At 64.7% G+C, this 15,254-nt stretch carries 16 protein-coding genes; all 16 read right to left on the minus strand.

What is annotated here, in order from left to right; all coding sequences use genetic code 11:
* Positions 1 to 432: 432 nt before the first annotated feature.
* Positions 433 to 1,587, minus strand: coding sequence for a phage late control D family protein (locus ACN22W_RS00885; RefSeq protein WP_419685758.1), 1,155 nt, complete (start codon positions 1,585 to 1,587; stop codon positions 433 to 435).
* Entirely contained in the window at positions 1,584 to 2,012 is a 429-nt protein-coding gene (locus ACN22W_RS00890; protein WP_419685760.1) for a phage tail protein, read from the minus strand. The genes ACN22W_RS00885 and ACN22W_RS00890 overlap by 4 nt, the downstream gene beginning before the upstream one ends.
* A 13-nt stretch (positions 2,013 to 2,025) precedes the next feature.
* Entirely contained in the window at positions 2,026 to 5,277 is a 3,252-nt protein-coding gene (locus tag ACN22W_RS00895) for a hypothetical protein (protein WP_419685761.1), read from the minus strand.
* Positions 5,274 to 5,393, minus strand: a complete 120-nt coding sequence (locus tag ACN22W_RS00900; RefSeq protein WP_419685762.1) for a GpE family phage tail protein — start codon at positions 5,391 to 5,393, stop codon at positions 5,274 to 5,276. The genes ACN22W_RS00895 and ACN22W_RS00900 overlap by 4 nt, the downstream gene beginning before the upstream one ends.
* Complete coding sequence (locus tag ACN22W_RS00905) at positions 5,393 to 5,704, minus strand: phage tail assembly protein (RefSeq protein ID WP_419685763.1); 312 nt, start codon at positions 5,702 to 5,704, stop codon at positions 5,393 to 5,395. Before ACN22W_RS00905 ends, ACN22W_RS00900 begins: the two co-directional genes overlap by 1 nt.
* 33 nt (positions 5,705 to 5,737) lie before the next feature.
* Positions 5,738 to 6,247: a phage major tail tube protein gene (locus ACN22W_RS00910; protein ID WP_419685764.1), complete on the minus strand. Its 510-nt coding sequence runs from the start codon at positions 6,245 to 6,247 to the stop codon at positions 5,738 to 5,740.
* A 29-nt stretch (positions 6,248 to 6,276) separates the two neighbouring features.
* Positions 6,277 to 7,449 carry a phage tail sheath protein gene (locus ACN22W_RS00915; RefSeq protein ID WP_419685766.1) on the minus strand — a complete coding sequence of 391 codons (1,173 nt, stop codon included), beginning with the start codon at positions 7,447 to 7,449 and terminating at the stop codon, positions 6,277 to 6,279.
* A gap of 110 nt (positions 7,450 to 7,559) precedes the next feature.
* On the minus strand, positions 7,560 to 8,309 hold the full coding sequence (locus tag ACN22W_RS00920) for a DNA-methyltransferase (RefSeq protein ID WP_419685767.1): 750 nt from the start codon (positions 8,307 to 8,309) through the stop codon (positions 7,560 to 7,562).
* Positions 8,287 to 8,469: a Com family DNA-binding transcriptional regulator gene (locus ACN22W_RS00925; RefSeq protein ID WP_419685768.1), complete on the minus strand. Its 183-nt coding sequence runs from the start codon at positions 8,467 to 8,469 to the stop codon at positions 8,287 to 8,289. The genes ACN22W_RS00920 and ACN22W_RS00925 overlap by 23 nt, the downstream gene beginning before the upstream one ends.
* 159 nt (positions 8,470 to 8,628) lie before the next feature.
* Positions 8,629 to 8,967, minus strand: coding sequence for a hypothetical protein (locus ACN22W_RS00930; protein ID WP_419685770.1), 339 nt, complete (start codon positions 8,965 to 8,967; stop codon positions 8,629 to 8,631).
* A gap of 22 nt (positions 8,968 to 8,989) precedes the next feature.
* Positions 8,990 to 9,424, minus strand: coding sequence for a phage tail assembly chaperone (locus ACN22W_RS00935; protein WP_419685772.1), 435 nt, complete (start codon positions 9,422 to 9,424; stop codon positions 8,990 to 8,992).
* Entirely contained in the window at positions 9,421 to 12,666 is a 3,246-nt protein-coding gene (locus tag ACN22W_RS00940) for a phage tail protein (protein WP_419685774.1), read from the minus strand. Before ACN22W_RS00940 ends, ACN22W_RS00935 begins: the two co-directional genes overlap by 4 nt.
* A 5-nt stretch (positions 12,667 to 12,671) precedes the next feature.
* Positions 12,672 to 13,223 (minus strand): phage tail protein I, encoded by a 552-nt coding sequence (locus tag ACN22W_RS00945; RefSeq protein WP_419685776.1) that lies wholly within the window; start codon positions 13,221 to 13,223, stop codon positions 12,672 to 12,674.
* Complete coding sequence (locus ACN22W_RS00950; protein WP_419685778.1) at positions 13,216 to 14,121, minus strand: baseplate J/gp47 family protein; 906 nt, start codon at positions 14,119 to 14,121, stop codon at positions 13,216 to 13,218. The genes ACN22W_RS00945 and ACN22W_RS00950 overlap by 8 nt, the downstream gene beginning before the upstream one ends.
* Entirely contained in the window at positions 14,118 to 14,483 is a 366-nt protein-coding gene (locus tag ACN22W_RS00955) for a GPW/gp25 family protein (RefSeq protein ID WP_419685779.1), read from the minus strand. The genes ACN22W_RS00950 and ACN22W_RS00955 overlap by 4 nt, the downstream gene beginning before the upstream one ends.
* Positions 14,480 to 15,187, minus strand: coding sequence for a phage baseplate assembly protein V (locus ACN22W_RS00960; RefSeq protein ID WP_419685780.1), 708 nt, complete (start codon positions 15,185 to 15,187; stop codon positions 14,480 to 14,482). Before ACN22W_RS00960 ends, ACN22W_RS00955 begins: the two co-directional genes overlap by 4 nt.
* Positions 15,188 to 15,254: the final 67 nt, after the last annotated feature.

Here is a 15,254-nt window from a genome sequence, read left to right on the forward strand (position 1 = left end):
CCTTCGCAGTGGCTGGGGACGGGTGTTCGGGAGAGAGCCAGCGAAAGTTAGGCGTTTTCCTAACTTTCATGGGGCTTTCTCCTACATTCCAATTGTCTGAAAAAAGCACGAGAATGGGGCAGCGTTACAGCACGCGTGAATGCCGTTTCACGTCGTAGCGCCTCTCAAAATATCCGAAGAGGAAGCCGTTGTGAGTTACAAGCCGCAAGACCCGCATTTCCAAATTGATACAGCCGAGGACGGGGTAATCCGACGCTGCACCGAAGCCACGCTAGCCGCGCAATGTGGGCGCGCCGGCTCCACTGTAGCCGGGAACCGTGAGGCGCGCGCAGTGCGCGACTTGTCGGCCAGTGAGCGAGCGGCGCTGCTGGCGCAGGTCACGAGCGCGATGTTGAGCCTGTCGAACATCCGCAGCCTGCTACTGACGTAACGTCACGCATCCCCCGAGGTGTCGATCTCCGGCACCTCGGTCGCCTTGACCTCTAGATCGAGGTCCGATGTAAATCCGCCGTTACCGTCGATCGAATGTGTAACGCGCGCAATGATCCAGTTGCAATCATCGATGACACGTTTGTAACCGCGCACGGTTACAGGTAATTCGGTCATCAGCTCGGGGCGGCCGAGCGCCAGCACAATGCTGAACTCTGCGACGCCGCGCTGTAACTTCTCCCACTCTGCCTTCGCCGCCCGCGTCGCGTTCCCCTTGTTCGCGTACGTGTGTCGCAACGTCTTCACGTTCTCGGCCGTGCCGAACAGCACGTCGCCGCTCTTGTCGATCGGCTTCTTCTTCTTCGCTGTCGTGCGACGCCGGCGCCGCTTCACGGTGGTCGACTGCTTCTTCGCGGTACGCGTGTTCAGGTAGAACGCCTGCACGCCGGAATACGTGTCCCGATCGGCGACGCCGAACTCGTGGCGATCGCCGACGTCGCGCGTGATCGTGACGGCCGGCAGCGGCTTGCCGCTCGCCGTGGTCGCCTCGCCGGCCTTGATGAAGAGCAGCAGCCCGTTTTTCACGGTCGCGATCGCGTCGAACGTCTTCGCCAGGCGCGACAGCAGATTGGCGTCCGACTCTGCAGTCTGGTCGATGTGGTCGACGAGCTGCGCGTCGAGCGCCTTGCTGATGCGTGCCTCGACCTTGTTCTGGCTGGCGATCGCGCGCACGATCGCGCCGACAGTCTGCCGGTGCCAGGAGCGCTCCTTCTTGATCGACAGGCCCGCGCGCAGGTCGACACTTCGCGCGCGGATGGTCAGCACGTCGGGCGTGCCGGTGTGCCGGACCTCGTCGACCATGAATTCGCCCTTGTCGACCAGGCCGTTCGCAGCTCCAGCCCAGCCGAACGACAGCTTCAGCGTGACGCCGCGACTCGGGATTTCCAGGGCGCCGTCCGAGTCGTCGAGGCTGATGTCGAGCTGGTCTGCTTCGAAGCCGCGGTTGTCCTGCAGCGTCATCGAGATCAGTCGGCCGTCAAATTTCTTCGTGATGTTCTTGCCGTTCAGCGTGATCGAATAGATCGCGCGCGGTACACGATCGTCGGCCAGGACGACCTTCTGCACCAGGTCGACGCCGGGAATGTCGGCGAGGTTCATAGCGAGATCGCCCCCTTGATGGCGTCGGTCACGATGCCGAGCATGTCGAGATCGTCGTTACGCGTCAGCGCAATGGTGAACTCGATGCGCCGCGCGGTGCCGTCGCGGAAAAACAGCGTGCGCGTTGTGTCGATGTTGTCGATCGTGAACATGCCGTAAATGTGGCCGGTGCCCTCGATCAGCGGCCAGGCGGTGTGCTGGTCGGCCATCGCCTCGATGACAGCGAGGGACAGGTCGCCGCCCGTCAGCTCGGGCAGCAGCACGCCGGACAGGCTGATGGTTTCGTCTTCTTCGCCGACGTACTGCCGCGCCGGCTTTTTACCGACACGGTTGTTGCTGGCGTAGCGCCAGGCACGCCGGCGCTTCAGCTCCTGGTAGGGCAGTGTCGACAGGCTGAACACGAACAGCCCGAGCGCCATCATCATGAGAGCTTCTCCTTTAATCCCGGTCGCGCAGACGCGAACGCGCGCGGGCGGCCTGCGCGGCCTGTTCCTGACGCAACACCTGGCGAACCTCTTGCGCGAGCGCCTGCACATCCATGCCTGGCGACGCGTATAGGTTGATCGTGATCGGCGCCGGCGCGACCGGCGCGCGCGCTGCGGACGACGCGACCGTGAGCGGTGGCCGATTGTCGACGGTGAGCGGTGCACCGCCGGCGATCGCGGCGCCCGTGATGCCGATGCCGGCGCCGGCGGCGACGATGCGCTTGCCGACCTCGAGCACGGTCGACAGCGGCCCGTCCTGCCCCTCGCGCAGGCCCTGGTCGAGGCCGGCCATCGTGAAGCCGCCGAGCGCGGCAAACACGCGGCTCGGCGAATGGATGCCGAGCTTTTCCTTGAACCAGGTGACCACACTTTCGCCGGCGGACTGGATCGTGGTCTTCACCTCGCCCAGGCCGTTCTTGATCCCGTTCACGAGGCCCGACATCAGGTTCGCGCCGAATTCGACGAAACGCGCCGCAGCATCTGCCGCGACCACAATGATTTCTGCGAGCCACGCGCCGAACCCCTTGCCGGCGTTCTTCGCCTCGTCGAGGCTTTTCTTGCTGGAATCGACCGGCCCCAGTAGTCGCTTGATCCAGTTCCACGCGCCCTTGACGGCATCGATGAGCCAATCGAAAACGGGTTTGAGCGGTTCGAACGCGGCGCCGAGCACCCCGAACACGCGGCTGAAGATCGGCGCGAGCGGCTTCAGGCCCTCGGTCAGCCCCTGCCAAAAGCCCGAGAAAAACGCCTTGATGGGCTCCCAATACTTCACGATCAGCAGCGCGGCGATCGCGATGGCGGCGATCACCAGGCCGATCGGGCTCATGAGTGCGACGCGGCCGACGAACATCAGCGTCTGCGCGAGCCCGCCGAGCGCAGCACGCACGCCGTTGATCGCGCCCATCGTGCCGCCCTTAACGAGATTGAGGCCGCCGCGCGCCGTGTCGACGGCCATCCCAGACGCGCCGCGTCGTGCGACGTACTGCCGAGCGGCCGTCCAGCGTGAAGCCACGGCCGTACGCGATGCGGCCGCCTGCGCGGCGACGGCGCGCCACACCTGGACGGTGTACTGGCGCGCGGCGCTGGCGCCGTTTTTCATGGCGGTTGCGGCTGACCCGCCCCATTGCATGACGGCCGCTTTGGCGGCCTGGCACGCGGCCGGCACGCGCTGGCCGAGCGACGCGACGTAGGTGCGCAGCGACGACGCGGCAGCTCGAGGCGACGACGCGGTCCAAGCGGTCGACAGCGCCTTGCGGATGCGCGTCGCGGTGGACTGCACACCCTTGCCCGCAGTGGCGACACCGGACGCAGCGCCAGACGCCGCACCGGGCAGACGGCGCAGCGCACCGATGCTGTCGCCGATCGCGCTCGTGAGGGCGCCGCCCCGGATACCGAGCATCGACATACTGAAGCGCGCGATCGCGAGCGGCCCGAGGATGCCAGCCAGCGCGATCGTTAGGGTGCCCAGGACCGCGAGCAACACGCCGAGGCCGGCTGCGCCGATCGTGACGGCGCGTGTGAAATTCGGATACTCCTTCGCGAAGCCGAGGATCCGCTCCAGGACGTTCGCCGTCAGCTCGAGCGCCTTGTTGTAGACAGGCAGCACCTGCTCGCCGATCACGGTTCGCAGGTTTCCCGCGTTCGCAAGCGCGATGCGCTCCTTTCCCTCGGTTTGCTCCAGTGCGAGTTTGTGCAGCTCGTCGATGCCGTAGGCGCCGGCGTTGAGCTTCTCGCTCTTGTGGATCTGCTGGCGCTGCATGTACATCGTCGAGAACAGGTTGGCCGCAGTTCGGTTCGTGAAGATCGTTGAGATCATGTCCTTCACACGGTCGGGGTCGGTGATCCCTTTCGCGGCGAGCTTCGGCAACAGCACTTTCTCGAGCCACTCGAGCGGCGATGCTTTGAACATGTCGCCGCCGGTCAGCGCACCCGGTTTGATCTCCTTGATCGTACCGATCTTGGTGTCGACGACCTTTTTCCTGTCGAGCAGGCCGAGCTCGATCATCTGGTTCGCGGCACGCTTCGTGGTTTTTCCTTGGTATGCGTTGCTGTACGCGGACATAAGGCCCGTGCCGACCTGGTGCCCGCCCATCTCCTGAATGAGTGGCTCCATCTGGTAGTAGAACGCGTCCTGGCGCATCTGCTTTGCCGCGACGCCACCGGTTTGGATGAAGTTGCGCCACTCGTCGCCGCCGACCCGGCCGCCAGTCGCAGACAGCACCTTCTGCACCATGTTCGCTTCTTGTTTTGCGGTCGCATCGTCTTTCATGCCGCCGCGCAGTTCGATCACCTTGAGCATGTTCATGAACTTCTCTTCATTCTCGTGGCCGTCGGCGCCTCCGAACATTGCTTCGTTCGCGAACTTCATTTTTGTGAGGGTCGGCATGATCATTTGCGCGTGGTGTTCGTCCGCGAAGATCGACATCGCGTCGCGCATCAGCGTCATGTTTTCGGCGATCGCCACGCCGGGCGATTTCATCGAGCGTACGTAACGCTCGGCGTCCTGCGTCGCGTGATCGCCCAGGCCGAGCGCCTGGATACGGCCGCGCTCGTTCTGGACCTTCTTCGCCTCGGTCATCGGTTCGCGCAGATCGTTGAGGATGTGCGAGCCGGTCGCACGCGCGGCATACCCGCCGATCGCCATTTCGGCGGCGGCCGCGCGTGCAGCGCCCATCTTGGCGCGCGTGTCCGCGATGCGCTTCTGACGGGTGTTCAGTGCATCGAGCCGCCGCGATTGGGCGTCGATCGCGCCGGTCGTTGCGGCGATGTCGGTGCGCAGCGTGCGCTCGTGCTGGGAAAGTTTGCCCGTGTCGACGCCGGCGCGACTGAGCCGATTGCGCAGCTCGTCGAGACTGGCGGATTGTTTCTTGAACGCGGTGCCTAGCTTCGATGACGCCTGCCGCGCCTTCGCCAGCTCGCCAATCATCTGCTGCGACGGAGGCCCGACGGCGTGCAACGACTTCGCGAGTTCCTTGACCTTCTTCTGCGTGTCGGCGAGTTTGGTCGAGGTGTTGGCGAGCCCCGTGCGCATCTCGCGGAATTCGCCGATTCGCCGCTGCGTATCGTTGAGTTCCTTGAGGCGCGCGCGGGTGTCACGCAGATCCTTCGCGAGCGTACGATTGCGGCCGGCGATCTCGCGAATCGGCCGGCTTGCCTGGTCGAGCGCCTTGAGAACCACCTCGAGGCGCAGGGAACGGTCGCTCATGCATCACCTTGATCGTGGCGTTCACGTGCGCGCTCGCGCCAGGCCATCAGCTCCGGCAGCGGCATGGCGTCCATTACGTCGGGCGACCAGTGGAACACGAGCGCGATATCGGCCATTAGGTCGTCGACGCCTCGAGGGAGACGTCCACCTTCGACGAATTCGGCAGCAAAAAACCGGCCACCTCCGTACCGAGCTGCAGCAGGTCGGCCGGGTCCATGCGCTGCACGTCCTGGTCGGTCAGCGTCGGATTGCTGATGCGCGGCAGCACCTTCGACAGTGCGATTACGTCGAGCTGCAACAGGTCGGTTAGGGCAACGCCGCGCAGCGCGCCGGAATGCGGCTTGGTCAGCGTGATGGTGGCGATTTCTTGCTCGCCGCGCTTGATCGGCGTGTCGAGCGTGATGACGGCGGATTTCTTCGATTGCATGGTGCGTTTCCTGAATGGGTAGTGGGATAGGGGTTACAGGCCGAGCGCGCGGCGCTGCTGGGCCAGACGATCGACGCCGCCGACCATTTCGATGAAGTTCGGGAAGTCGATCTCGATCAGCGTTTCGCCGTTGGACACGAGGCGGTAATACGACAGCGACATCGTGCCGGTCTGGTCGGCGTTGTCGCCGGCCTTGGCCTTGCCGGGGTCGATTTCCTTGTAGCGGCCGCGTACGTACACCTCGACCGCGTCGACTTCTTCGGTGTCGTCACGCTGATAGGAGCCGGCAAAACGCACTGTGACGCCGTCGACCTTCGATGTGCCCCAGGTCTTGAACATCTCCTTCATGAAGCCGCCCATCGTGAGGCCCAGCTCGAGCTTTTCCATGCCAAGGTCGATATCGACTTCGCCGTTCATGCCGCCGCCGCGATACGCCTCCATCTTGCGCGTGAGCTTCGGCAACTGGACTTCAGGCACTTCGCCGACGAACGAGACGCCGTCCTCGAACACGTTGAAATTCTTGAGTTTGGATGGCAGAGCCATTGTGTTTTCCTATGGTGAGTGGCGAGCCGTCAGACGGCGATGCTTTCCGCAAACTTGAGCAGATAGCGGTCCGTGATGCGCTGGCGGAACGTCAGGTCCTCGAGCGGCGGGGTCGGGCAGAAGTCGTAGTCGAGGAAGCCCTGGCCGGCTTTCAGCGAATCCTTCTCGTTCGCGGCCGGATCAAACCAGCACTCGCCGTCGATCAGGTAGCCGGCCGTCTTCCACGCGCGGAACTTCGCGTTGACGCCGTCTACGATGTCCTTGATCAGCGTGCGGCTCATGGGCTGGTCGACCGCCCACATGTGCGCCTCGGCCATCGTGTCGGCGATCACCTGCGCGGTGCGCACGTAGTTTTCGAACGCCCACAGCTTGTCCTCGGAGCACGTGCGCGAACCCCATAGACGGTAACCATCCGAGTTCACGAGCGTGGTGACCTCGTGGCTGTTCAGGTAGCCGGCGTCGGTGTTCGGGTCTTGCAGGTCCCAGAACACGTCGCGGCTGATACCTGTTACGCCGTTCACGACAACGTTCGAGATCGTCTTGTGCCAGCCGGTTTGCTCGTCGATCTTCGCGCGCATGCCGAGCGCGCGCGCCGTTGCCCAGGTGATGTCCTCGGCGTTGGTGGTCGTGTTCCAGTTCACGAAGTCCGGCCAGATCGTCATCAGCTCGCGCTGACCGAAGTTCGCGCGGTAGGCGACCGCCTCTTCCTTGGTCTTCGCGCCGAACGCGCTGACGTAGCCGAAGCCGCGCAGCTGCTGCGCGACTGTTGCGAGCTCGGCCGCGACGGGCAGTGTGTCCAGACCAGGGCAGCCGAGCACACGTGGCTTGACGCCAAGTCGGCTCTTCGCGGCGAGCAGCGCTTTCAGGCCGGTGTACTGGCCGTCCGCGGTGGTCGTGCCGATCACGTTGCTGGTCGTTGCGTCCGCATCCTTGCCAGTTGGTACGCGCACGGCGACGATCAGCGGGGAGGTCTGCGCGGCGATCGCATCGAGCGAACGCGCGAGCGTGCCCTTCGTGCCGGCCTTGCCAATCGCGGCCTTTACGTCCGTGATGAGGACGGGCCGGTTTTCGGGGAAGGTGGTCGCATCGGCATCGTCGCCGGTGCTGACCAGGCCAATCACGGCCGTGCTGACCGTGCGGATGGGGCGCGTACCGCCATTGATTTCAATGACGCGTACGCCGTGGTGGTAATCAGAAGGCATGCAATCTCCCGGAAGTGAGCCTTCCGAAAGATTGCCTTCCACGCGCGCGCAGATCACGCGCGGGAGGTTGTACAGCGTCCGGCTACAACCGAAGTCGCTGCGGGCCGTTGCTATGCTGCGACGGGCAGCGCGTCCAGCTCGGCGAGGCGCGCCGTCGCGACCTGGTGGTAGCTCGGTTCGAGCTCACAACCAATCCAGTTCAGGCCGGCGCCCTTCGCTGCGGCGAGGAACGTGCCGGACCCGGCGAACGGGTCCAGGACGACGCCACCGGCCGGTGCCAGGCGCACGACGTCGCGCGCGAGCTGCGCCGGCTTCTCGGTCATGTGGCGTTTCGGAAGCGGGAGGCGTTCGGTGAACACTCCAGGGAGAGACACGTCGGTGCGCCGCACAGCGCCCTTCGTCGCCCAGACCAGGAATTCCGTCTGCTGTGCGATGCCGCCCATACGCGGACGCGTGCGGCCGCTCGTCTTGTCCCACACGGCGACGCCGCGCCAGGTGAAGCCGGCGGCCTGGATCGCATCGGTGAGGCTTGGCAACTGGCGCCAGTCGACGAAGCAAGCCAAGTGCGCTTCGTTGCGGCTGACGCGGTAGACCTCGGCAAGCCAGGTCATGCACCAGAACGTCCACGACCGTTGATCCTTGTTGTCGTGCTGGAATTCAGGATAGGCGACCTTTGTGTCGGTTTGGATGTACTTGGTCGACGGCGCCTGGCTACGCGACGCGATCGTCATGCCGCCCGACGAATAGGGCGGATCGGTGAACGTCAGGTCGACGCAGCCATCGGGCAGCGCACGCAGAACGTTCAGCGCGTCGGCCTGGTGCACGCGGTTGATCAGATCAGCGGAGATGGTGTGTTGCATGGGGCGATTCCCTCGTATCGGAGGCTCGGTGGCCTGCGGGTAGGGGGCTCGCGGCCCTCAGAATATTCATCGCGCCGCAACGCGGGCATTTGATGTTGAGCCGGACGTACTCGCCGGCGCCAAGCTTGCGGTTACAGCTTCCGCAACGGATGTCCTGCATGGGGTGATTCCTGCCTGTGCTAGGATGCCGGCGCCTCTCGAGAGGTGTCGCGGCCCTGGCCAATCCTGCAGGTCTGCTCTGCGGGTGCGGGGCGTGTACGATGTTCCACCATCGCGCACGTCGCCGCGTCCTTTCCTTCCTATGTCGCCTCGGTGTTGCTTAGGCGACGATCACACCGCCGGCCAGCATGTAGCGGTCGAGCGCGTTGTACAGCATCGGTTGACCGGCGACCGGTTTATCGTCTGCCGGTTTCGCTTCGATCAGGCGACGATGAATGTACGTCACAGCACCTTCGTTCTCTTCCGGTACGCCTTCAACGGCAATGCTCGCCGAGAGCTGCAGCGCTTGCTTGCCTGCCTTGTGCGTTTCCTCCGACACGTAGCTGTTGATCGATGCGAGCGTGGTGCCGCTCAACACGTCGATCGAGACGTTGCCGATAACGTGGAAGCCGGCCGTTGCGCCGGTCGATGCGAGAACAACGTTTTTCTTGATTGCCATTTCTAACTCCTGTTGGTGTGTGTCAATTCGTTTGTGTGGGTGACTGCGGCCACACAACGTTCAGCGGGAATCCTGCCTGCTGCGGGACATTGCGCAGCTCGGCGCGGTAGCGTCGAAGAGCGGTCTCCAGCTCGGCCTGGCCGGCGTCGGCCGCCCGTTCGACGAGCGGGTCGACCTGGGCGAGCAGCTCGTCGCGCCGGCGGCGCACGCTCGCGGTTGCATCGGCCAGTTCGAACTCTTCCTGGAACTCGGGCCACCAGCGCAACAGATCCGTTGGCGTCGGTGGCGCAATGTCGGTCGGCGTCCAGATCGGAACCCATGCCGTCTTGGTCTGTTCGTACGTCTGTTCGTCGACCGGATGCGCGACCCAGTAGTCCTTGCAGCGGACGAGCTGCGGGAATTTCTTCGACAGAATGAAAGCCGCTTGCTCGACGTGGAGCATGAAGTTGTTCGTCATTGGTTTCTCAGTAATACGCCGTAGACCACGATCGCGTTGGCCGTGCCGTTGCCGGGGCCGCTCAAACCGCACACAACCCACGGCGCGGGCAGTGCGCCGCCGAGTCGATCGACGGTGCCGAAATTGTTCACGCCGGAATCCCACTGCACGCGCGCGCCCGCGCCAGCTCGGGCGTTGATGCTTCCCCAAATGGCCTCAATCTCGTCACTCAGCCAGCGGCCCCGCCACGTCAGGTTCAGATTCCCGTTCGTTGTGAGCATCTGCTGACCACGCATGTACGTGTTTCCCCAATCGTCAACAGACCACGTGACCGCGTTGTACGCACTGTTGATGATTTCGACGCCCCCGCCGTCACGGGCGCGAAGGTACGACCACGAGTCGTAGCCGGGCCGGTTGTTCCGCATGGCGATGTCAGCTTGCCAACCGTCGCGGTTCAGCGTGGGGCGGTTATAGAAGCGCGAGAGCGCCGTGACGTGGATATCGCTGTTGAACTGGACGCGGTTGTCGTCGTTGTAGACAGTGATCGGGTTCGACTTCCACGAGCCGTCCGGATTCATGGTTGCCCACGCCGAGTAGTTGCCGTTGGCCGTGCCGTGAATCCACGCCTGCGCAGTGCTGTCCGCCCGCGCGAGCACGAGCCCGCGCGCGTCAGTGTTGTTCGGCTGCTTCACGCGAATGTCGCCGGTCATGGTGTCGCCGGCCTTGTTCACCTTCGCGTTCGGGTCGAAATTGCCCGTGTCGTACGGTGTCAGACCGCCCGCCCATTGCGGGCGCGCACGCGGGAAGTTCACCACGCCGTTATCCGAAACGACGAGGTTTGCGGCCGAGTTCGCGCCGTTCGTGACCATCCACTCTTGCGTCGACGCCTTCGCCTGAATGCGCGGCGCATATCCGTTCGCGTTCAGGACGAGCTGAGAGCCGTACTCGCCGGGACCGTACAACGTCACGGTGCCGTTGACCTGGCCGCCGAGGTTGCGATCGAGCGGCGTCAGGTTGCCTTCGTGCCAGACGACCTTATCGTTGACCTTTAGGGCGCGTTCAGCGTGGTGATACTGGAACGATCCTTTCGTCGGCGAATACCAGCCACAGCGATCCAGGTTGCCGAAGAAGTAGCCATCGTTCGACCCTGCCCGGATTACGCCCTCACCGCTAGGATTCAGCTTCAACGCGCCGAGCGTAGTCAAGGTCCCGCCGACTACCGTTGACGAGCCGTTGCCCGCGATCGTCACGTCGCCCGAGGCAAGATTCCATGAGAGCGGCCGGAAGTCGTTGAACAGACCTTCCGCGTCGCCGGCCTTGGTCGACAGCAGATAGACGACGGTCCCATCGTTGCGCATGAACGCGCCGTACTGACCGTTGATCGCCCGGAAACTGGCGCCGTTGCTATCCATGCCGCGCGCCACTACACCGCCCGACGCAGCGATGCCGCCATTCGCTTGTATCGCATTCTTGCCGTCGTCGTTCGTCGTGCCGACCAGCACACGCCCGCCGTTTTGCATCAAGACCACGGTCCCGACAGCAGCGCCGCTGCCGCGCGTGATCCACAGCGCGTTCTGAGCTGCCGAGTACGCATCGTTCGGCGTGCGGATGGCAAATGTCCCGTCGCCACCGTGAAGGATTTCCCACGACTTCTGGTCGGTTGCCCCACCTTCGCGCCGCAGAATCATTGACGTTTGCGCCGATCCACCGCCGTTCGAGGCAACGAGTGCGCCCACTCCGCTGGTCCCCTTGATCGAGCCCTTCGCTTGAATTGCCGTTGTGCCGTCGTCGGCGTTCGTACCGACCAACAGCCGACCGCCGGGCACGAACCGCGCAACTTCTGCGTTGGCAGCAATCATCTGCACGATTCCTTGCGCAGCTTCGCTACCGATCGTCATGTTTCCGTTCGTGCGAAGGTAGCCCCATGCGGCATCACTGTTCGCCCACGTGACGATCTTTCCCGTGCCGAACGTATGTTGTCCGCGCGTTGCGGCGTTGCCGCCGACCAGAAGCGTGCTGCTCGCGTCGTCGTCGACCGTGGTGCCGATGAGGACGCGATTCGATCGGCCGTTACCCCATGCGACGAATCGCATGGTTTCCTGCCCGTTGTTCGTGACCGCGAATACGCCATCGGCGACATGGAAGAACCCCGTGTCGGGCGTGCCGTCGTTCACAAACGAAATGCCGGGTCTGCCCACCGAGCCCTCGGCCGCGAGAAACTGCCCCGACATGGTGATACCGGTCGTTTGGGCGGGGTTCGGCAGGTTCGCCGCGTGCCAGACCTCGCTCCCGCTGCCGATGACCAAGTTCTTTTTCGCGAAGTCGAAGGCGAACATCGCACCGGTGGACGGCAGGTAGAAGCCGGCCGACGCTCCGGTACCGAAGAAGTACCCGCCGCTCGGGCCGATCAGCATGCGGCCTTCAGAGGGACCATTGCTGACGTTGAGCGAGCCCTTGACGTTCAACTGGCCACCGACATACGTGCCGATTCCAGTCTGGTCGAGCATGACGGCACCGGTCGACACATTGATCGTGAACGGTCGGAAGTCGTTCCAAGACGCACCAAGGCCGCTCCCACCCGACAGCAGCACGTAGAAGTTCGAGCCGTCGTTGCGCAGAAGAACATCGCGACCGTTCATCAGCCGGAAGTTTGCCCCCCCGTCGTCCAGGCCGGTCGCCGCAAACCCGCGCGCCGCGCTGACGTTTCCAGTGAAGCGCGCGCCCGTGAGCGCTGCGTACCGACTCGCAGCGGTCTTCGGCGTCACGGCGCGCGTGTCGTCCGCGCCGTCGTCGACCTCGGCCTGCGTCGCCAGCTCGACGACGCCCTTGCGCTCGGTGGTCGCCGGCGGATTGAGGAACGATGTCGGCCCGAACACGAGCTTCGTCACGTCGATTGAGGCGAACACGGTATCCGCGGCCAGCAGCAGCATCGAGGCCGGCGCCTTTTCGAGGATCGGATCGTTTTGCACGTAGACGCCGAACAGCACGCCGTTGTCCAGGTACAGACCGAAGCCGAACAGCTTGTACTGGTCCGCGCTGTCGTCCTGGACCACGATGTGGATCGTATCCTTCGCAACCGTATCGCCGCCGAACGTCGTGATCCGCTTCAGCTCGCTCGGCAGCGCTGTCATGTCCGGCTTGAACGCAAACGCCGCAGTGGCGAGGCCAATCTGCGTGACCTGGCGCGCGGTGGTCCCGGTGTTGCCGGGCGCCACGAGTGCGGCGCGGCCGGCGTCCGTGATGTAGATGAGATTTCCAGCCATGTCCGTTAGTCCGTGAGAGAGAGGCGGCGATAGACGGCCGCGCGCACGCTGCATGCGACGCCGATCGGCCCGTGCATGCTGAAGCCCTGCGTGAAGGTGTAGTGAGCCGTCCCGCGCTTTGCGCGATCGACCTCGGCCCGGATGTCGTTGACGTACTGCGCGGTGGCCGGCACCCCGTCACGCGCGCCTACCGTCATCACGATCTCGAACGTGCCCGGCACACCGCGCGGCGCTTTTTCGAACCACTCGCGCATCGCGACGTTCGCGCCGAACGAGGCGCAGACGTCGCGCACGGCGTCAGCCGTGCCCTTCTTTCGGGCGATACGGATCGCGGATTTCACGCGCGCACGCTTCACCTGCTCGGGCCATTCATCGCGCCAGGTGTCGACGCCCATGTGCCAGGCGAGCCACGGCAGGAAGCGCAGCGGGATTCGATCCGGGTCCATCAGCGTGTCGATCTCGACCGGGATCTCGCGCACGTCAGCATTGGCTTCAGCCAGGCGCCACTCGAGCACCGTCGCGTTCGGCGGCAACAGGGAGGGGGCACGCTTAGTCATCGGCCACACCGCCGTCCGTCAGCTCGATACCGGTGCAGTACGGCGCCTGGTCGATCGCGATCGGCACGCCTTCGGCCGGCGTGTCCAGCAACACCTTCTGGACGCCGGCGACGCGCATCGACGCGTACAAGCCGTCCTTCGTGACCTCGGAACCCGGCCGGTGCATCGAGTCGGCGAAGAGCTGCGTCTTCTTCTGCGCTTCGGCGAGCGCGACCGCGCGATCCGGGCCATTGAAGAAGCGCAGTGTCGCGCGGATCGCGTATCGGACGATCTTCGCGCTCTGCACGATGACCTCGTCCGCCTGCGGCCGCTTCTTCTCTAGCGCCTTCGCGACGATCGCAATCAGCTCGGGGCTGGCCGTGCCGTCACCTTCGCGCGACAGGATCGTGACGATCATCACGCACGGCGACGGGCTGTACGCGGTCGCTGCCTTCACGAGCCCGTGTGCGGCGCGCGCATGGAACACATACGCATCGTCGGGGCCGGCGACGGAGAAGCCGCGCGGCGCGAGCTGGATGCGTTCGCGCAGGCTGTCGTCGTCCTCATAAACTGGATCGATGCCCTGGTCCGGGTCGCCGGCCGAGATCAGCAGACGGTCGACGTCGAAGAGGGCGCCGAGGTGCTCGAGCGTGGTGCGTTTCGCGTACGCGAGCAGGATGCCGCGCGCCTTCTCGTTCACGAGCGCGAGCAGCAGCATTTTTTCGTACGCGCCTTCCTGCAGCAGTTTCACCATCGGCTCGGATTCGAGCTCGAGTGTGGCCGCGATCTCGTCCTGCTGTTCCTTCGGGTAAAGCGACACCAGGCGCGCCTTCTTCTCGGCCAGGATCGTTTCGTAGTCGAGTTCGTCGACGATGTCCGGGGCCGGGAGCTGCGACAGATCGATCGGTGTGGTTCTCATGCCGCACCTCGGCCGTTCGTCGCCGGCAAGCGTACGGAGAATGGCGTGCCCGCACGCGGGCCATCCGTGCGCTCGCCTTGCAGCTCGAGCACGGCGCCGCCGTCGATACCGGTGCTACCGAAGTCCACCTGGTTGACCTGGATGCGCGGCTCCCATCGGGCCAGTGCCATGACTGACGCCGCCATGACGCGCATGCGCATCAGGGGATTGACCGGGCCGTCGATCAGCTCGGGCAGCAGCGAACCGTACTCGCGGCGCATGACACGCGTGCCGAGCGGCGTGAAGAGGATGTCCGTGACGGACTGCTCGATGTGAGCCTGGCCGCCGATCGCGCGGCCGGTGCGTGCGTTCATACCGATCATGCGGCACCCGGAATCGGTTTGGACGTCGTGGCGAATTCGCCTTGCGCCTGGTGCGGATGGCCCACAAGGCTGACGCCGCGCGACTGCACGTCGACATCAGCGGTCACGGTGCCGGTGAAGTGCGCGCTGCCCTGAATCTCGATCACGGAGCCGCCACCGCCGGCGCCGCCTCCATTCTTGCCGGTTGCGCCCGATTCGAACGTGAGCGGCCCCTTCACGAGCAACGAGCCGGTTACGGTCGTATCGTCAGCGTCGAGCGTGACGGATTTCGCCTTGACGGTCGCGGTTTCGGTTTCGACGGTGACACTACCCGGTGCGACGACATGCACGGTCGCGCCCGCCGGCAACGTGGCAGTGAGCGCATGCGCGGCGAAGTCATACGAGATGCGCGCGTGGTCCGGATAGATGCGTACGTGTTCGTTCGGATTCGAGCTGGGCGCGTCGTGGCCGTCGCAGTAGACGCCGGGCAGGAAGAGGCCCGTCGTCGGCTCGCCGGACGGGCAGAGCAGCAGGCCCGGTTCGCCGATCGTCGGGGGGTCCCATTCGATGCTGTCGCCAGTGCGCTGCGCGAGCCAGCGAATCCAGTCGGTTTCGAGGCCGCCGGATTCCACGCGCACGCGGCGGGCGCCGTGGTCGACGTCGATCACGGTGCCCTCGCGCAGGAGGCTCTCGAGGCGGCGGTTCAGGTCAGCAAAATCATCCATGCGACGAGGATGCCGCGCGCGCGGGAGAGGGTCACGCGTATTTAGTTGTACCGTGGAGGGTTACAAC

This window comes from Burkholderia theae (assembly GCF_048565265.1).
Classification (GTDB): domain Bacteria; phylum Pseudomonadota; class Gammaproteobacteria; order Burkholderiales; family Burkholderiaceae; genus Burkholderia; species Burkholderia theae.